This window comes from Labedella phragmitis, assembly GCF_004078635.1.
GTDB classification, from domain to species: Bacteria; Actinomycetota; Actinomycetes; order Actinomycetales; family Microbacteriaceae; genus Labedella; species Labedella phragmitis.
This window is the reverse complement of sequence record NZ_RZNB01000002.1, coordinates 438,845-455,704: the sequence shown is the minus strand read 5'-3', so window position 1 is coordinate 455,704 and position 16,860 is coordinate 438,845. Positions and strand designations below refer to the sequence as shown.

At 68.5% G+C, this 16,860-nt stretch carries 14 protein-coding genes; 3 read left to right on the top strand and 11 right to left on the bottom strand.

Going from position 1 to position 16,860, the window contains the following annotated elements:
• Positions 1–18 precede the first annotated feature (18 nt).
• The 3 genes from arfA to ELQ90_RS06830 are packed head-to-tail and all read right to left on the bottom strand — an operon-like array spanning position 19 to position 3,376.
• On the bottom strand, positions 19–1,545 hold the full coding sequence (arfA, locus tag ELQ90_RS06840; protein ID WP_128494519.1) for an arabinosylfuranosidase ArfA: 1,527 nt from the start codon (positions 1,543–1,545) through the stop codon (positions 19–21).
• Positions 1,542–2,675: a Gfo/Idh/MocA family protein gene (locus tag ELQ90_RS06835; protein ID WP_128494518.1), complete on the bottom strand. Its 1,134-nt coding sequence runs from the start codon at positions 2,673–2,675 to the stop codon at positions 1,542–1,544. The genes arfA and ELQ90_RS06835 overlap by 4 nt, the downstream gene beginning before the upstream one ends.
• A complete protein-coding gene (locus ELQ90_RS06830; RefSeq protein ID WP_128494517.1) occupies positions 2,660–3,376 on the bottom strand; it encodes a ThuA domain-containing protein in 717 nt (238 codons plus the stop codon). Before ELQ90_RS06830 ends, ELQ90_RS06835 begins: the two co-directional genes overlap by 16 nt.
• A 180-nt stretch (positions 3,377–3,556) precedes the next feature.
• Between ELQ90_RS06830 and ELQ90_RS06825 the strand changes: the two genes are divergently transcribed.
• Positions 3,557–4,618, top strand: a complete 1,062-nt coding sequence (locus ELQ90_RS06825; RefSeq protein ID WP_208020582.1) for a LacI family DNA-binding transcriptional regulator — start codon at positions 3,557–3,559, stop codon at positions 4,616–4,618.
• 221 nt (positions 4,619–4,839) lie between these two features.
• Here ELQ90_RS06825 and ELQ90_RS06820 read toward each other — a convergent pair whose 3' ends face one another.
• Complete coding sequence (locus tag ELQ90_RS06820) at positions 4,840–6,825, bottom strand: S9 family peptidase (RefSeq protein ID WP_243696046.1); 1,986 nt, start codon at positions 6,823–6,825, stop codon at positions 4,840–4,842.
• Positions 6,826–6,947: 122 nt separating this feature from the next.
• Between ELQ90_RS06820 and ELQ90_RS06815 the strand changes: the two genes are divergently transcribed.
• Positions 6,948–8,021: an oxidoreductase gene (locus ELQ90_RS06815; protein ID WP_128494769.1), complete on the top strand. Its 1,074-nt coding sequence runs from the start codon at positions 6,948–6,950 to the stop codon at positions 8,019–8,021.
• Between the two features lie 42 nt (positions 8,022–8,063).
• Here ELQ90_RS06815 and ELQ90_RS06810 read toward each other — a convergent pair whose 3' ends face one another.
• Positions 8,064–8,825: an SDR family oxidoreductase gene (locus ELQ90_RS06810; RefSeq protein WP_128494515.1), complete on the bottom strand. Its 762-nt coding sequence runs from the start codon at positions 8,823–8,825 to the stop codon at positions 8,064–8,066.
• Between the two features lie 401 nt (positions 8,826–9,226).
• On the opposite strand from ELQ90_RS06810, the gene ELQ90_RS06805 reads away from it, so the two are divergent.
• Positions 9,227–9,592 carry an RNA polymerase-binding protein RbpA gene (locus ELQ90_RS06805; protein WP_128494514.1) on the top strand — a complete coding sequence of 122 codons (366 nt, stop codon included), beginning with the start codon at positions 9,227–9,229 and terminating at the stop codon, positions 9,590–9,592.
• A 107-nt stretch (positions 9,593–9,699) separates the two neighbouring features.
• On the opposite strand, the gene lnt is transcribed toward ELQ90_RS06805, so the two are convergent.
• Genes lnt through ELQ90_RS06775 form a run of 6 tightly spaced genes read right to left on the bottom strand, consistent with a single transcriptional unit; the run spans position 9,700 to position 16,828 of the window.
• Entirely contained in the window at positions 9,700–11,274 is a 1,575-nt protein-coding gene (lnt, locus tag ELQ90_RS06800; RefSeq protein ID WP_128494513.1) for an apolipoprotein N-acyltransferase, read from the bottom strand.
• 23 nt (positions 11,275–11,297) lie between these two features.
• Positions 11,298–13,718 (bottom strand): DEAD/DEAH box helicase, encoded by a 2,421-nt coding sequence (locus ELQ90_RS06795; RefSeq protein WP_128494512.1) that lies wholly within the window; start codon positions 13,716–13,718, stop codon positions 11,298–11,300.
• On the bottom strand, positions 13,715–14,461 hold the full coding sequence (tatC, locus tag ELQ90_RS06790; protein WP_128494511.1) for a twin-arginine translocase subunit TatC: 747 nt from the start codon (positions 14,459–14,461) through the stop codon (positions 13,715–13,717). Before tatC ends, ELQ90_RS06795 begins: the two co-directional genes overlap by 4 nt.
• Before the next feature lie 48 nt (positions 14,462–14,509).
• Positions 14,510–14,758 (bottom strand): twin-arginine translocase TatA/TatE family subunit, encoded by a 249-nt coding sequence (tatA, locus tag ELQ90_RS06785; protein WP_128494510.1) that lies wholly within the window; start codon positions 14,756–14,758, stop codon positions 14,510–14,512.
• 34 nt (positions 14,759–14,792) lie between these two features.
• On the bottom strand, positions 14,793–15,806 hold the full coding sequence (locus ELQ90_RS06780) for a helix-turn-helix transcriptional regulator (protein WP_128494509.1): 1,014 nt from the start codon (positions 15,804–15,806) through the stop codon (positions 14,793–14,795).
• A gap of 2 nt (positions 15,807–15,808) precedes the next feature.
• Positions 15,809–16,828, bottom strand: coding sequence for a helix-turn-helix transcriptional regulator (locus ELQ90_RS06775; RefSeq protein WP_128494508.1), 1,020 nt, complete (start codon positions 16,826–16,828; stop codon positions 15,809–15,811).
• Between the last annotated feature and the right edge of the window lie 32 nt (positions 16,829–16,860).

Here is a 16,860-nt window from a genome sequence, read left to right as displayed (position 1 = left end):
ACCGGATCCCGGCCGAGCTCAGCTCACGGCCAAGGCGACCCAGGAGACGGCGGGGAGTTCGACCGTGACGACACCCGCGGCGATCGCGGCGTCGACGGCGCACAGGGCGACTCGTTCCGGATCGTCGCGCGTGTTCTTCGCGTACGGGTCGTCGTCGTGGAGGACGAGCGCTTCCGTGATCGCCGTGACGCCGAGCGACGAGAGGTCGACCGTCACCGTCGCGGCCTCGGAGAGGGACCGGTTCACGAGGAAGACGGCCGCGGTGCCGGTCTCCTCGTCGAACGTCGCCACGGCGTCGACGAGCGGCGCCGCGCCGTGCTTCGCCGTCGGGTACGAACCGACCTCGATGCGAGGGCGAAGGACGACACCCCTCGCCAGCCGTGAGGTCACCGAGAAGGGGAAGAACGTCGTCTGACGCCACGCCTCACCCCCGGGCTCCGTCATGATCGGCGCGATGACGTTGACGAGCTGAGCGAGCGACGCCGAGGTGACCCGGTCGGCGTGCGACAGGAGCGTGATGAGCAGGTTTCCGAGAACGACGGCGTCGGCCGCGGTGTAGACGTCCTCCAGGAGGCGCGGCGCATAGGGCCACTCCCGTGAGCCGTCCGTGTCGGCCGCGGCGAGCTCCGCCTCCCGCGCTTGATGCTCCTCCAGGTACCAGATGTTCCACTCGTCGAACGACAGCATGATCGTCTTCTCGTGCCGCAGCTTGTACTTCACGTGGTCGGCCGTCGCGACCACGGTCGAGATGAAGTACTCCATGTCGAGCGACGAGGCGAGGAATGACCCGAGGTCGCCGCCGGACTCCTGGTAGTAGGCATGGCAGGAGATGAACTCGACGTCGTCGTACGTGTGCTCGAGCACCGTGCGCTCCCAGTCGCCGAACGTCGGCATCCCCGATCCGCTCGACCCGCACACGACGAGTTCGAGGCCCGGGTCAGCGATCTTCATCGCCTTGGCCGTGCGGGACGCGAGCTTGCCGTAGTCCTCGGCGCTCATGTGGCCCACTTGCCAGGGCCCGTCCATCTCGTTGCCGAGGCACCACATGCGGATGTCGTAGGGCTCGGTCCCTCCGTTGGCGATCCGCAGGTCGGCGAGGGTCGTGCCGGCGGGTCCGTTCGCGTACTCGAGCACGTCGAGAGCCTCGATCACCCCGCGCGTTCCGAGATTGACGGCGTACATGACCTCGCTTCCCGTGAGCCGCGCCCATCGCGCGAACTCGTCGAGACCGACCTCGTTCGTCTCGAGGGAGTGCCATGCGAGGTCGCGTCGTCGCGGGCGCTCGGATCGAGGACCGACGCCGTCCTCCCAGCGGTACCCCGAGACGAAGTTGCCGCCCGGGTATCGGATGGTGCTCGTGCCGAGTTCCTTCACGAGCTCGACGACGTCGAGCCGGAACCCGTCAGCGTCGGCCGTCGGGTGGCCCGGCTCGTAGAGCCCGTCGTAGACGCATCGCCCCAAGTGCTCGACGAATGAACCGAAGAGCCGGCGATGGACGGGAGCGACGATCGCACTGCGGTCGACCGAGACGGAGGCGTGAATCATGATGTCGTCCTATTCGAAGCGGGGGAGGGGAGCGGCTCGACGCCGTCAGGCGCTCGCAGGGGCACGGGCTCGGGCCGCTCGACGCGGCTCTCGAGCTCGATCGCCGTGTGCGCGGCGTTCGAGCGCAGGACGGCGTCCATGATCTCGAGCACGTGGAGGGCCAGCCGGCCGCTCGCCCGATGAGGTCGGCCGTCGGCGACGGATTCCGCGAGATCGGCGAGTCCGATTCCGCGGGTGGCGTCCCGATAGCCGGCGGACTCCGGTACCTTGCGCCACTCGGGGTCCTCGTCCGTGGCGATCTCGACCGACTCCGAGAACATGTTCGGATCCGGTACCGCGACCGTTCCACCCGTGCCGAAGACCTCGAAGAGTGGGGCGCGCGTCCGCCGGATCTCGAAACTCACCGTGATCGTCGATGTGACTCCGCCGGCGTGTTCGAGAACGGCGCTGACGTGAGTGTCGACATCGACCGAAAGCGTCGTGCCGGCGTTGGGACCGGTCTCGATGGTTCGAACCCGGTCGGACCGCGTCGACCGACCGTACACCCGGACGACGGGACCGAAGAGGTGGACGAGAGCCGTGAGGTAGTACGGTCCCATGTCGAGGAGCGGACCTCCTCCCGGCTGGTAGTAGAAGGCGGGCGAGGGATGCCAGCGCTCGTGACCGGGAGCCGACCAGAAGACGGACGCGGCGATCGGTGTGCCGATGGCACCCGAATCCACCACCACGCGAGCGGTCTGCACGCCCGTCCCGAGGACGGTGTCCGGCGCGCTTCCCACGCGCAGCCCGAGCGAGTCGGCGAGGTCGAGCATCGCCTGAGCCGATGCAGGCTCGAGCCCGAGCGGCTTCTCCGCGAACACGTGCTTACCTGCTCGCAGGGCGCGCGTGCCGATCTCCACGTGAGCGGAGGGGATCGTGAGGTTGAGGACGACATCCACGTCGGGTGCGGCGAGCAGCTCGTCGACGGTCGAGGCGCGGACTCCATGCGCCGCCGCGACGAGTTCCGTGCGTTCGGCGTCGAGGTCGGCGACGGCAACGAGACGGAGGACGGGGAGCGACGGGAGGGTCGCGAGGTACTGCTCGCTGATCTTCCCGACCCCGACGATGCCGACCCTCAGCGGGAGGCCCACAGCAGGCCCCGTTCGATGATGGTCCGCACGCGGGCATCCTCGAGGATCTCGACGCGGTGACCCGGGGTCGACACGAAGATGCGCCCGGTGCCCCAACGCCGGGTCCAGATGGCGGGTGACGTCACGGGCCGGGTCCAGGGATCACCCTCTCGAGCGGCTTGTGTCGTGGTCGCGAGCACGTCGTTGTAGTCGTCGTGGAGCACCCAGTACTGCTCGGTGACGAGCTCGAAATCACCGATCCCGCGCGTGATGGGATGGTCTGCGGCCGCCGGTGTCATCCGGATCGTGTGACGCACGTCGTTGTCGGCCGTATCGGCACTGCGCTCGCTCGGGCGCTTCGCCGGATGCGCGGCGAACTGGCCGCCCACCAGCTGGAGGTAATCGGAGGAGTTGCGATAGGAGTCGGCGATGCCGCCATGCCAGCCGGCGAACCCCGTGCCCTTCTCGACAGCGGTGCGTAGTCCGGCGACCTCCTCGGTCTCGATCGTGGACATCGTGTTGCTTTGGACGATGAGATCGACCGTGGCGAGGAAGGAGGCATCCGCGTAGATCGCGGGGGAGTCCTCGATCGTGACGTCGAAGCCGTTGTCGATGAGGAAGGGGATGAAGAGTTCCGTCGCCTCGACCGGCTGGTGCCCGTCCCACCCGCCGCGGACGACGAGCGCCCGTCTCGTCGCGGTGGTGGTGCTGGTGTCGGTCATCATCGTCCTCGAAGAGTCGGAGAGGCGAAGACTGGCATACGCAGTTGCGCAATTTCGACTCTGAAAGCGGGTGATGTCGCTCTATTGTGAACCGGCAGCTCTGCGAAGACAAGGCATGCACCACGATTCGGTGCCGTAAGTTGTCGATGCAAGTTTCGCAACTTGCGGTATCGTCTCATCATGGTCGAACGAGAACCCGAGCCGTCGCGACCCGCGAGAGTCACGATGGCCGAGATCGCCCGGGCCGCGGGAACGAGCGTGCCGACCGTCTCCAAGGTCCTCAACGGCGGTACCGACGTGTCGGAGGGGACCCGCCGCACGGTCATGGAAGCGGCCCACGGTCTCGGCTACAAGCGGCACCCTCGGCGCCATCGGGCTGAGGAGGCGGGGGAGTCTCGCATGGTCGACGTGATCGTCGGACACCTCGAGGGTTCGTGGATCAGTCGCGTGCTCGAAGGCGTGGAGCGCGAGACCGCGGCCGCCGATCTCGACCTCGTCCTCACAGTCGCGGACCCGGCGGGCGACTGGGTACGCCGCCTGCTCCGCCGATCGACGATCGGAGCGATCGTGGTGCTCGTCGAGGCGACGGCCGCCCAGCTGCACACGCTCGCGGCGGCGGGTGTGCAGGTCGTCGTCGTCGATCCCGGCACGCGGCCGCCGCGGGAGATCGCGAGCATCGGCGCCACCAATTGGGAGGGGGGTCGCCTGGCTGCCGAACACCTCCTCGCGGGCGGGCACACCGACGTCGCCGTCATCGGCGGATCGCGCCCACACCTCTACAGCAGCGCACGGATCGACGGCTTCTCGACCGCCTTCCGCGACGCAGGCCACCCGGTGCCGCCGGAGCGCGTCATCCATTGCGGGTGGGACAGGGGAGCGGCGCGAGAAGCGGCGACGGCGCTCCTCGGGGCGGGCACGACGAGACCGTCGGCCGTCTTCGCATGTTCGGACCTCATGGCCCTCGGCGTCTACGATGCGGCGGCCCGCCTCGATCTCCGCATCCCCGAGGAATTGAGCGTCGTCGGTTTCGACGACGTCCGCGAGGCCGCGTGGGCGGCGCCGGCGTTGACGACGATCCAACAGCCGATCACCGAGATGGGGGCTGCCGCCTTCCGCATGCTGCGGCGGCTCGGCGGCCGGAGAGGCGAGGCGGCCGAGCCCTCAGCGCCCCGGATCGAGCTGGAGACGCGCCTCGTCGTACGCGGCTCGACGGCTCAGCTCCGCCGCCGTCCGGTTGAGTGACGCGGGCACGGGAAACCACATCCACGCTTGCAGGCCTGCACCGGATCACTCATCCGCTCACAAGCGATCGTTATCCGTGGACCCGCGGATCACCGCGGGAGAGTGCATCCAACGCAAACCTGCCAGCTTCAATCTGACATAATGTGCATTATCAGCGTTGCCGAATGCGCCCCGGCTATGGCGTGATGGCCGTTCCCGCGTCGGCGCGAACGGCCCCGCGCTCACACGGGAAGAACGCGTGCCCACCAGTCGAGGATGACGTCGAAGCGATCGCGACGGTGACGCGGACGGCCCGAACGGCTGAGCTCGTGATTCTCGCCCGGGAACACGACGAGTTCGGCCTCGACGCCGTTGCGCTTGAGCGCCGCGTAATACCGCTCGGCCTGAGACAACGGGCACCGCAGGTCGTCGGCCGAGTGCAGCACGAGCGTCGGCGTGCGCACGTCGCGCACGTGGGCTTGAGGACTCTGGCGCGCGATGTCCTCAGCCGATGTCCCCACGTACTCGTCGCCGAAGAAGTCACCGATGTCGGACGTGCCCACGAAGAGCTCGGGGTCGAGGAAACCGCGTTCGACGATCGCGCCCGCGAATCGGTGGTCGTGCGCCGTGATCCACGCCGTGAGATAGCCGCCGTAGGACCCGCCGAGCACACCGACCCGGTCCGCGTCGAGTGCGTCGTCGGCCGCCACCACGCCGTCGAAGAAGTCCATGACGTCCTCGAAGTCCACGGTTCCCATCGCGTTCTTGATCGACCGTCCGAAATCCTCGCCGAAGCCGGCGGCTCCGCGCGGATTGCAGTAGGCGACGGCGTATCCCGCGTCCGCGTACACCTGGGATTCGTCGAAGAATGCTCCGGTGTACGCAGCGAACGGGCCGCCGTGGATCATGAGGAGTGTCGGGAAGGGACCGTCGCCGGCTGGCTTCACGAGCCACCCCTCCACGACCTGACCGGAGCGCCCCGTGATGGCGTGCCGCTCGATCGGGAGCACTCCGGCGTCGCGCACGGATCGCGAGAAATCAGTGAGCCGCACTGGATCCGGTCCTCCGAGAACGGCGACCTCTCCGGAGTCCGACTCCCCCGCGACGACAGCGACGATGCGCTCGCCCGCGGCGTCGATCGATGTCACGACATCGGTGTGCGAGGTCAACGGCGTCCGCGTGCCATCGAAACCGAGCCGTTCCGCCCGCACAGCTCCTTTCGACCGATTGAGGAAGACGACGGATCCGTCGGTCGTGAAGGCGATGTCGGCGACCTCGCCGATGTCCGTGTCGGCGACATCGGTCAGCACGACGGCGGGAGCGTCGGGCGACGACATCCGGTAGAGCGACGTGTTGCGTGCCACGAAGTCGACGCCGGCGGGGCCGAGCTCTTGCGCGAGGACGTGGAGCTGCCCCTCCGGTGAGAAGGCGGCCGCGGCGATCGATCGCGGGGCGTCGTCGCTCGAGAGCCGCTCGGGTTCCCCAGAACCGTCGACACGCACGGCGTAGACGGCCGACACCCGGTCGACATCGCGCGTGTCGTGAAGCGCCGCGACGACGGCGATGGCGCTTCCGTCCGGCGTGAAGACCGGACCGGACACTTCGGCGTCGAGATCGGTGAGTCGCGTGGCCACGGGAACGAGCGCTGTCTCGGGTGCCTCCTCGCCCGACCGCTCGGGAAGTGGTCTGACGACGGGCTCCGCATCGAGGTCGGGGACCTCGACGATGAAAAGGGACGAGCGGCGATCGGTGGTGTAGCCGACACCGTTGGCCCGGTAGGTGCGCGTCGTGAAGCGCCGGGGCGCCTCGGCGTCGGCGGAGATCTCGGGGACCGTCCCATAACGACCCTGCTCCGGCACACGTGTCGTGAATGCGAGCGACGACGAATCCGGGGACCAGGCGAACGCGGACACGCCGAGCCGTTCGGCGGTGATGGCGATCGGCTCGCCGCCCGTCGATGCGACGACGTGCAGTTGGGCCGGCTCGCCGGGAGACGATCGCAGGAAGGCGATGACGGCGCCGTCCGGCGAATACCGCGGGGCGGAGTCCCGGAAGCCCCGGGTCAATCGGCGCGGCGCGCCGCCGTCGAGGGGCACGGTCCACAACTGTCCGACATAGGCGTCGGCGCCGAGGTCCGGCCGCGTGACCGAGACGACGGCGACGTCGTCGGTGGGGTGGACGCTCGGTCGCCCGGGCGCCTGCAGAGTATCGAGATCGTTTGCCTTCACGACTCCATTCAACGTGTTCGTCTCCCCCGGGCCAAAACGGCGGCTCGGCATCCACGGGGAATACGGTCGCGAGAACGCCCGTTCGGCTGGGAGGCGCTATGCGCCTTCCCAGAAAGGACAGCATGAACCTCTACACCCCTCTTCGCGCCGGTGACCTCGAACTCGCCAATCGCGTCGTGATGGCTCCCCTCACCCGGACGCGGTCGCACGCCGACGGCGTGCCGAGCGCCCTCAACGTCGAACACTACGGCCAACGGGCCGGCCTCGGCCTCATCATCACGGAAGGCGTGTTCCCCACCGCTGAGTCGAAGGCGTACCCGGGCCAGCCCGGTATCGCGACCGCGGAGCAAGCGGAGGGCTGGGCGCGCGTCGCGACCGCGGTCCACGACGGCGGCGGGAAAATCGTCATGCAACTCATGCACGGCGGTCGGGTGTCACACCCCGAGATCACCGGCACTCCGCGGATCGTCGGTCCGAGCGCCATCGCGATCCGGGGCGACGTTCGCACACCGGTCGGCAAGCTGCCGTACCCTGTCCCGCACGCCCTGGACGCTGACGAGCTGATCGCGGTTCGGGACGCCTTCGTCGCCGCCGCCCGACGGGCCGTCGACGCGGGACTCGACGGAGTCGAGATCCACGGAGCCAACGGCTATCTCCTCCACGAGTTCCTCTCGCCCTCGGCGAACCGCCGGGACGACGCCTACGGCGGTTCGCCCGCCGCACGGGCCGCCTTCGTCGTCGACGTGGTGAGCGCCGTCGCCGCGGAGGTCGGAGCGGGACGCGTCGGCCTCCGCCTCTCCCCCGCCCACAACATCCAGGACATCGAGGAGATCGACCCCGACGACGTGCGAGCGACGTACGAGACCGTCGTCGACGGCATCGCCCCGCTCGGTCTGGCTTACCTGAGCGTGCTCCACGCGGATCCGTTCGGCGGACTCGTCCAGGATCTCCGCCGACGCTTCGGCGGCGTTCTCATCGCGAACAGCGGTTTCGGAAGCGTCACGAGCAAGGTGGAGGCCGAGGAGCTGCTCGACGCGGGCGCGGCCGACGCCGTCGCGATCGGTCGACTGGCCATCGCGAACCCCGACCTCGTCGAACGCTGGAAGGACGGCCACCCCGAGAACGAGCCCAACCCGGGCACGTTCTACACCGACGGACCGGTCGGCTACACGGACTACCCGCGCCGCTTCGCGTGACATCGATTCCCCGGGGCGAGAACGCCCCGGGGAATCGATCCGCTACACGCCGAAGTCGGAGACGTCCCCCACGTAACGCGTGTGGTCGGCGCCGATCGGCTCGACGGCGGCGAGAGCCACCTCGGCGGCGAACTCGGAGACGTTGAAAAGGCGACCAGCGGCTTCCTTGCGCGCCGAGATCGCCCCCGGGTTCGCACGCTCGAGCAGGGTCGCCGTGATGGTCCCCTCGATCATGTCGCCCGAGACGACGACGAAATCGACCCCCGCGGCGTCGAACTCCGGGATTCGAGCGCGCAGAGCATCTTCACCGGCGCGCTTCGACCGTGCCACGGGCTCGTACTCGGGCATCGTCGCGACGGTGCCGATGAAGTGGGCCTGGTGGCTCGTCACGAAGACGATGCGTCCGCCCGTGGCGAGCAGCGGGAGCATCGCGTCGACAACGCCGACCTGAGCGTCCCTGTTGAGCACCATGGCGTAATCCTCTGCCATGCCGCTCTCCATGCCGCCCGAGGCGTTGAGGACGAGGACGTCGAGAGAGCCGTACTCCTCGGCGATCGTGCTGGCCATCGCCTGGACCGACGTCGGGTCGGTGAGGTCGGCGCCCACCGTGATGGCCGTGCCGCCCGACGAGCGGATCTCGTCGGCGAGCTTGAGGGCTCGTGCTTCCTTGTTCCGGAAATTGATGACGACGCGGGCACCCGCGGCGGCGAAGTAGCGGACCGTGTCGGCACCGATGCCGCGGGACGATCCGGTGACGAGCACGTTCTTGCCCTCGAGCGATCCGGGAGCGAGCGGGTTGGACACGGTGGTTCCTCTCAGTGGACGATCGGCCGTCACGCGCCGGGACGACGAACGGTCGTGCCAAGCTGGGGCCAGCCCCGAGAATACCAAGGGGCTCATCGCGCGGACGCCATGGGGCGACGCGTCCGGCGGAAGGGACGCCCGTGACATCGCCGTACCTCGCCGGTCCCCTCCCCCGGATCCCCGCCCATCGCGGTCTCGCGACGAACCACCCAGAGAACACGCTCGGAGCTTTCGCGGCCGCCATCTCCGCGTGGAGCCCCGTACCTGGAGACGGACGCGCACGTGACGTCGGACGGGGTCGCACCTGAGCGGGACCTGGGAAGCCGACAATCGTTGGAAGAGAAAACCCAGGTTGGCGGTTTATAACATACAGACCACCATTTGCGAGAGGAGACCACACAATGGCAGATCGCAGCCTGCGCGGAATGCGCCTCGGATCCCAGAGCCTGCAGAGCGAAGAAGGCGTCGTGTTCTCGGAGCGGATCGCTCACGAGTATTCCTGTGCCACCTGCGGAAACGAGACCGTTCTCGTTTTTGCGGCCGACGCCGAGGCACCCGACACCTGGGAATGCAAGACGTGCGGGGCCGAGGCCGTCCGCCTCGTCGACCACAAGCCCGTCGACATCGACCACGGCGACGTCAAGGCGCCCCGAACCCACTGGGACATGCTGCTCGAACGGCGCACGCGTGCCGAGCTCGAGGAGCTCCTCCAGGAACGACTCGACTTCCTCCGCGCTCGTCGCGGCCAGCACAAGATCGGCGCGTGAGGTTCATCTCCTCTCGCTGAATCTCGCAGTACCGAACCACCCACGTACCGAAGCACCGGACGATTCGTCGTCCGGTGCTTCGTCGTTCTCGAAGGCGCCCGTCGGGCTCAGGGACGACGCCGCCGGCCGAGCACCCCGGACACGACGAGCGCTCCGAGTCCCCACCAGACGATGAGCCCCTCGACCTGACCGCCGACGAGCACGGCGGGGGTGAGGCCGCGGGACAAGGGAACGTCCTCGATGAGCGCCCCGGGCTCGTACGCCGGAACCGTCGAGATCGTCTCTCCACGCGGCCCGATGATGGCGCTCAGGCCGACCGTCGAGATGCTGACGACGCTCCGCGACGTCTCGATCGCCCGCAGACGCGTGATCGCGAGCTGCTGCTGGTTCTCGTCGGTGGTGCCGAAGTCGGCGTTGTTGGTCTGCGCGAGGAGCACTTGCGCCCCTCGATCGACGGAGTCGCGCATGACGGCGTCGTCGACGATGTCGAAGCAGATGCTGATGCCCGTGATGACACCGTTGACGTCGATGACCCCGTCACGCGTACCCGGCGTGTAGTCGCGCGCGATGAGGTCGATCAGGTCGGGCGCGAACGGTCGCCAGAACTGTCGATCGGGGACGTATTCGCCGAACGGGATGGGGTGCTTCTTGTCGTACCAGTCCTCAACTCCCCCGTTCTGCCACAGCATCGAGGTGTTGAAAACGCCGTCCTCCCGCTCCTGGATCGCCCCGAGGATGATGGGCGCGCCTCCCGCGAGGCCGCTGAGCGAGTCCAAGGAACGCGCGGCGCTCGCGACCGTAGCCGGATCGTATTCGCTCGATCCCTCTGGCCACACGATCATGTCCGCGCCTTCGCCGATGACCTCGAGGCTCGCGTCGAGCTGGCCGTCGATCAGATCACCGGCATCGCGCGTGGCGGAGTCGAAGTAGCCGGCCTTGATGTTGCCCTGGACCGCGGCGATGCGGCTCGTACCGAACTCGGACGTGGGCCAGGCGGGCACGGCGAGGACGGCGACGATCACGATGCCCGGCACAGCGAGCCGACGGACGAGCCCGGGCGCAGGCTCACGCAGAACCTGAACGGTGATGGCGATGATCGCGACCATGACGAAGCTGAGACCGGAGATCCCTATCCAGGCGACGAGCGGCGCGAAGGGGCTCTCGGACTGGCTGAGGGCGACGCGACCCCACGCGAATCCGCCGTACGGCCACGTGCTCACGAGTCCTTCCCTCGCGGTCCACAGCGCCGCGACGAGGACCGGGAGGACGGCGAGCCGCGCGACGGGACCGCCCCACACACGCGGGAACCAGCGGTACGCGAGGGTGATGAGGACGGTGCCGAGTCCGAAGAACAGCGACTCGAGCACGGAGAGAGCGACCCACGGCACGGGACCGAGGTACAGCGCGGTCCACGACACATGGACGAGATAGAAGGACAACCCCGCGAGGAAGCCGACGAGGAACGAGGGACCGGCTCGTCGGCCGATCGCCGCGACGAGCACGATGCCGATCCCCACGAAGGTGAGCGGCCAGAATCCGATGTCGGGGAAGCCCGCGTCGAGCACGGGGCCCGCTCCGAGCGCCAGGAGGACGGCCGCCCACAGCGGGACGACGGGCGCGTCGGCGCGCGCGAGGACGTCGCTCGGTCGGGAACGGACCGGACGAGGGGGGTTTCGGGTCACCTGTCCACCCTACGGTCGGTCCCTCAGACGGAGCTGTAGGCGACGATGCCGCGCCTCACCGAGTCGAGCGCGCGCCGGGCGGTCACCCCGACGGGCGGGTCGGCGACGCTCGAGAGCTGGTCGAGGAGATCGATCGTCTGCTTGCACCAGCGGACGAAGTCGCCGGCCGCGAGATCGGCGTCGCGCAGGACGACGTCGAGGGCCGCGCCCGACGCCCACTTGTACATCGCGAGGGCGAGTCCGTTCGCGGGGATGTTGCTCCCCGGCAACCGGTGAGCGTGCTCCACGTCGTCGAGCACGCTCCAGACCTCCTGGGTGGCCGTGAGCGCATCACGGAATCTTCCCCTCGGGAGATAACGCTCGGGAACGTCTGTGTCATCGCGCCGCGGCTCGTACACGAGACAGCAGGCGAGAGCGGCGAGGCTCGGCGCGTCGAGACCGTCCCAGAGACCGCGCCGCAGGCACTCGGCGACCAGCAGATCGCGCTCCCCGTAGATCCGGCGCAACGCCTGGCCGGGGGCGGCGAGTTCGATGCCGCCCGGCATGTCGCCCTCGACGAGATAGCCGAGTTCCACGAGCACGTCGACGACGCGATCGAACACCTTCGCGACCGCGCCCGTTCGCGTGTTGATCTGGCGACGGAGCGTGTCTGTCTCACGCCGGAGGCGGAACCAGCGCTCCGCCCACCGCGCGTGCTTCTCGCGATCGGCGCAACCATGGCACGGATGGGCCTTGAGACGCTTCTTGAGGGAGGTGATCTGTCGCACCCGACGCTCACGCTTCGCAGCGGATCCGGCATCGGGACGCTGCTTCTCGAGATCGCCGAGCTCGCGGCGGATCGACGCGTACTCCGCGAAGTCGCCGAGGTGACACCGCATGGCGTCCGCATACCCCTCGAGCGACGCCTCCTGGTCGCGCACCTTCCGTGCGAGGTCGACGACCGCGCGGTCCGCCTGGAATTGGGCGAAGGACGACTCGAGGATCTCGCGCGTGCGCCGTCTGCCGAACCGGTCGATGAGGTTGACGGCCATGTTGTAGGTGGGCCGGAAGCTCGAGTTGAGCGGATAGCTGCGCCGTGAGGCGAGAGACGCGACGGCCTGCGGGTGGAGCCCCTCGACCCACTGGATGACGGCGTGACCCTCGACGTCGATCCCCCGGCGGCCGGCGCGACCGGTGAGCTGCGTGTACTCCCCCGACGTGATCGGGACGCGGGCCTCGCCGTTGAACTTCTCGAGCTTCTCGAGCACGACGGTGCGCGCGGGCATGTTGATGCCGAGGGCGAGGGTCTCGGTCGCGAACACGACCTTGAGGAGTTTGCGCTGGAACAGCTCCTCGACGACCTCCTTGAACGCGGGCAGCAGGCCCGCGTGGTGCGCAGCGACGCCCCGCTCGAGGCCGTCCCGCCACTCCCAGAACCCGAGGACGGCGAGGTCCTCGTCCTGCAGCGCGCTCGTGCGTTCGTCGACGATCGCCCGGATCTCGCGACGCTCGTGCTGCTCCGTGAGGCGCACGCCCGCGCGAACGACCTCCCGCACCGCTCCGTCGCAGCCGACTCGGCTGAAGATGAAGAAGATCGCGGGAAGGAGGTGATGCTCGCCGAGGAGCTCGACGGTTCCCGCTCGCGACGTCCGCTCCTGGCGCTGCGGGCCGCGGCGCCGGTTGTAGCGGCTGACGTCGTCGTACTGCTTCGTGGTGAGCGAGCGCCCGCCGAACTGCGCGAGTCGCACGAGTTCGGGGTTGACGTTCGGGTCGTCAGCCGACGTCTTCGCGTCGAAGAGGTCGAGCAACCGCCCACCGATCAGGACGTGCTGGTCGAGCGGAACGGGTCGCTCCTCCGACACGATCACGTCGGTGTCACCCCGCACGGTGTGGAGCCAGTCTCCGAATTCCTCCGCGTTGGAGACCGTCGCGCTCAACGAGACGAGCCGGACGGCTTCGGGGAGGTGGATGATGACCTCCTCCCATACGGCCCCGCGGAACCGATCGGCGAGGTAGTGCACCTCGTCCATGATCACGAAGGCGAGGTCGGTGAGGAGATCCGAGTCCGCGTACAGCATGTTGCGGAGCACCTCGGTCGTCATGACGACGATGCGGGCGCCCGAGTTGACGTTCGTATCGCCCGTGAGCAGTCCGACGTTCTCCGCGCCGTATGCGTCGACGAACTCGCCGTACTTCTGATTGCTCAGCGCCTTCATCGGCGCCGTGTAGAACACCTTCGCACGGTCCTGCCGCATCGCGAGGAAGACCGCGAATTCGGCGACGATCGTCTTCCCTGCCCCGGTCGGCGCGGCGACGAGCACGCTCCGCCCTGCCTCGAGACGCTCGCACGCGGCCTCCTGGAAGGGGTCGAGGTCGAAGGAGAGCCCGTCTCGGAACTGGCGGACGAGCGCGGTCCGACGGCGCGAGGCCGCGTAGCGCTCAGCGGGGCTGAGGCCGTCGCTCATACGGCGAACTCGGGGTCGGGGGCGCTCACCCGACGACCGGCCCGCTTGTCATGGATCCACGCCACCCCGTAGGCCGCGAAATACAGGATGATCATCGGGATCGCCAGGAGGAACATCGAGATGACGTCGGCAGCGGGCGTGGCGAGGGCGCAGAACACCATGATCGCGAGGATGGCCCAGCGCCACGACTTGATGATCGAGGCGGCCGACAGTACACCGACGAAGTTCAGGAGCACGAGGAAGACCGGCAGGACGAACGCGATTCCGACGGCGAGGACGAGCTTCAGGACGAAGTCGAAGAAGTAGCTCGCGGTGTAGATGCCGCTCGCGCCCTCCGGGATGAACCCGGCCAGGAGTTCGACGATGTGCGGCATGACCACCCAACCGGCGAAGGCACCGCCGAAGAAGAGGGGAAGCGCCGCGCCGAGGAAACCGAGGGCGTAACCGATCTCGCGCCGTTTCAGTCCGGGAACGAGGAAGGCCCAGATCTGGTAGAGCCAGACGGGAGCGGAGACCACGATGCCGACGGTGAGAGCGATCTTCATGTAGAGGTCGAAGCCCGACGTGACCGTCTCGAAGTTGAGACTCGCGTTCATCCGCTCGGCGAGTTCGGCGATGGGCCGCGACATCGCACGGATCACCGGTTCGGCGACGATGAAGCCGACGATCATCCCGACGACGATCGCGAGGGCTGAGATGAACAGACGCTTGCGCAGTTCGAGCAGGTGCTGCCCGAGGGACATGCGCCCCTCGCTGTTCTTCGGCCGGCGTTGTTTCGCAGGCACGGCCGACTACGGGGTCGTGTCGGAATCGCGCCGCGCCGAGGCGGCGGTCGTCCTGGCTCCGTCGTCGGTGCGGACTCCCGCTGCGGTGCCGTTCTCGGTCGTCGCCGAGGGGTCGTCGTCACGCACCTCCTTCTTGAAGATGCGCACGGACTGCCCGATACTCCGCGTCAGAGCGGGAAGCCGGGTCGCACCGAACAACAGCAGCACGATCACGAGGATGATGACGAGATGCCACCCGGTCAGGTTTGCGAACATGCGCGATCCTCCAGAGGGTCGAAGTACGACGAGTCTACCCCGCGGAATCGGGCGGATCACTGTGAGAACCGCCGACATCGAGGTAGTTGTCGAGGGCGGACGACGCCCAGGACGCCACGGCCGCACGGGCCTCGTCCGGATCGACGACGGTCACGAGCCCGGCGAGCCCCGCGACGAGTCGCTTGAGCGTGCCGTAATGGGCGAGCCGAACGGTGACGCGCACCACGTCGGTTCCCACGGAACGCTTCTCGCTCGACCCGATCCAGTCGTCGATGAGCGGGAGCGCGGCGGCGGTCACGTCGAGATCGACGCTCAGATCGTCCGGCGAGGCCTGGAAGAGCGTTTCGGGCAGCACGACGTCGCGCGCCTCGGCGCTCGACGGTTCGTCCGTCACCGCGAGGTCCGACATGCGGTCGAGTCGGAAGGTCCGGACCGCCGTCCGGCCGTGGTCCCACGCGCGCACGTACCAATCGGCGTCGAGGGACTCGACGCGCAGCGGATCCACGATCCGGCGCTCCCTCTCGCCGCGAGCGTTGAGATAGTCGAAGGAGAGCGACCGCCCCGTCGACACCGATTCGCGCACCGTCGCGAGAGCCGTGTCTGCGTCCCCCGAACCGACGGCGACCTCGCTGGGCGCCGCCGACGCGCCGAGCGCGAGCTTCGCCATGAGGGCTCCGACGACGTCGCGGTCGGCCTGCTCGGGCAGACCGGAGAGGTACTGGAGCCCGGCGATGAGAGCCGCAGCCTCTCGAGCGGAGAACCGGGGCGACTCGTCGATCGCGACGAGGTGGGTGATCGCGATCTCGTCGTCCTGCTCGAAGGCGTCCCAGTCGATGTCGAACAGGTCGTCGTGCTGGTACTGCGTCGTCTCGCCCGGTACGCCCGAGACGGCGATGAGGCGAACGGCCTGCCTGATCTGCTCCGGCGGAACGCCGAAGTGCGCCGCCGCGTCCGCGACCGACACGCGATCGTGATCCATGAGGTACGGTACGAGCGACAGCAGGAAGGCGAGCTTGTCCTGGGCCTGTACCGGCTGGAAGTCGGCCACGTTCACTCCCGCGATCCGGTCGAGTGGGCGTGGACGAGCATCGTCAGGCGTTTGATGACCGCTGCTCGGAGGTCGCCGGGGCTCAGCGCCTCGACCTCCGGTCCGAACGATGCGAGCTCGTCCGCCAGGATGTCGACGTCCGTGTAGTGCAGGGTGAGAACCCCGTCGAGGTCACGGCTCGAGTCGGGCCGCTTGCTCAGTCGGGTCTCGGCGTCGGACCCCGCGACGACGCGCACGGTCGCACGCTGGGACCGCCACAACGCGTCGAGCTCGGCGAGGGCGCGATCCGCGAAGCCGCCGCCCTCCGGAGGCGCGAAGGTCCGTGACGTCGATCGCGGCGTCCCGACGATGCGAGCCAGAAGGAAGGTGCGGCGGGCGCCGAGGTCGTTGTCGATCCCGTACAGGTGCCAGCGACCGCGGTGCTGGACGAGGGCGAGGGGCGACACCGACCGGAGGCGAGGAGCGGCGTCGCCCGGCTTCAGATAGGTGAAGGTCACGATCGAGTGGCGCTCGAGAGCCGTCCGCAACGGTTCGAAAGAGCTCTCTCTCGTGCGGAGGCGCGGCGCGTAACCGATGACCGGATCGTCCGACGGGATGCCGAGGGAGCGGAGCTTGAGGAGCGCGCGCTGCGACTCCGCCGACAGGGAGCCCTGTCGCCAGACGGTCGCCGCGAGGCCCAGGAGGGTGATCTCCTGAGCGGAGAACGTGATGTCCGCCGGCAGGTCGTATTCGCCCTTCGAGATGCGGTAGCGGAGGAGCTGGTTGTTCCCCTGCTCCCCCGGCGATTCGACCGTCTCCATCGGGATGCCGAGATCGCGGATGTCGTCCTTGTCGCGCTCGAACTGACGCTCGAGGCTCGCGTTGTCGCCGCCCGGCTTGTAGCGCTGGCGATAACCCTGCACGGTCGACAGGATCTCGTTCTTCGTGAGTCCGGTCTCCGTCGCGACGAGAGCGAGCACGAGGGAGAAGAGACGCTCCTCCACGGGTACGCGCACGACGGACGGGCTCGACGGTTCAGGCACGCTCACATCCTATGACGGCGGCGTGCCGCTCC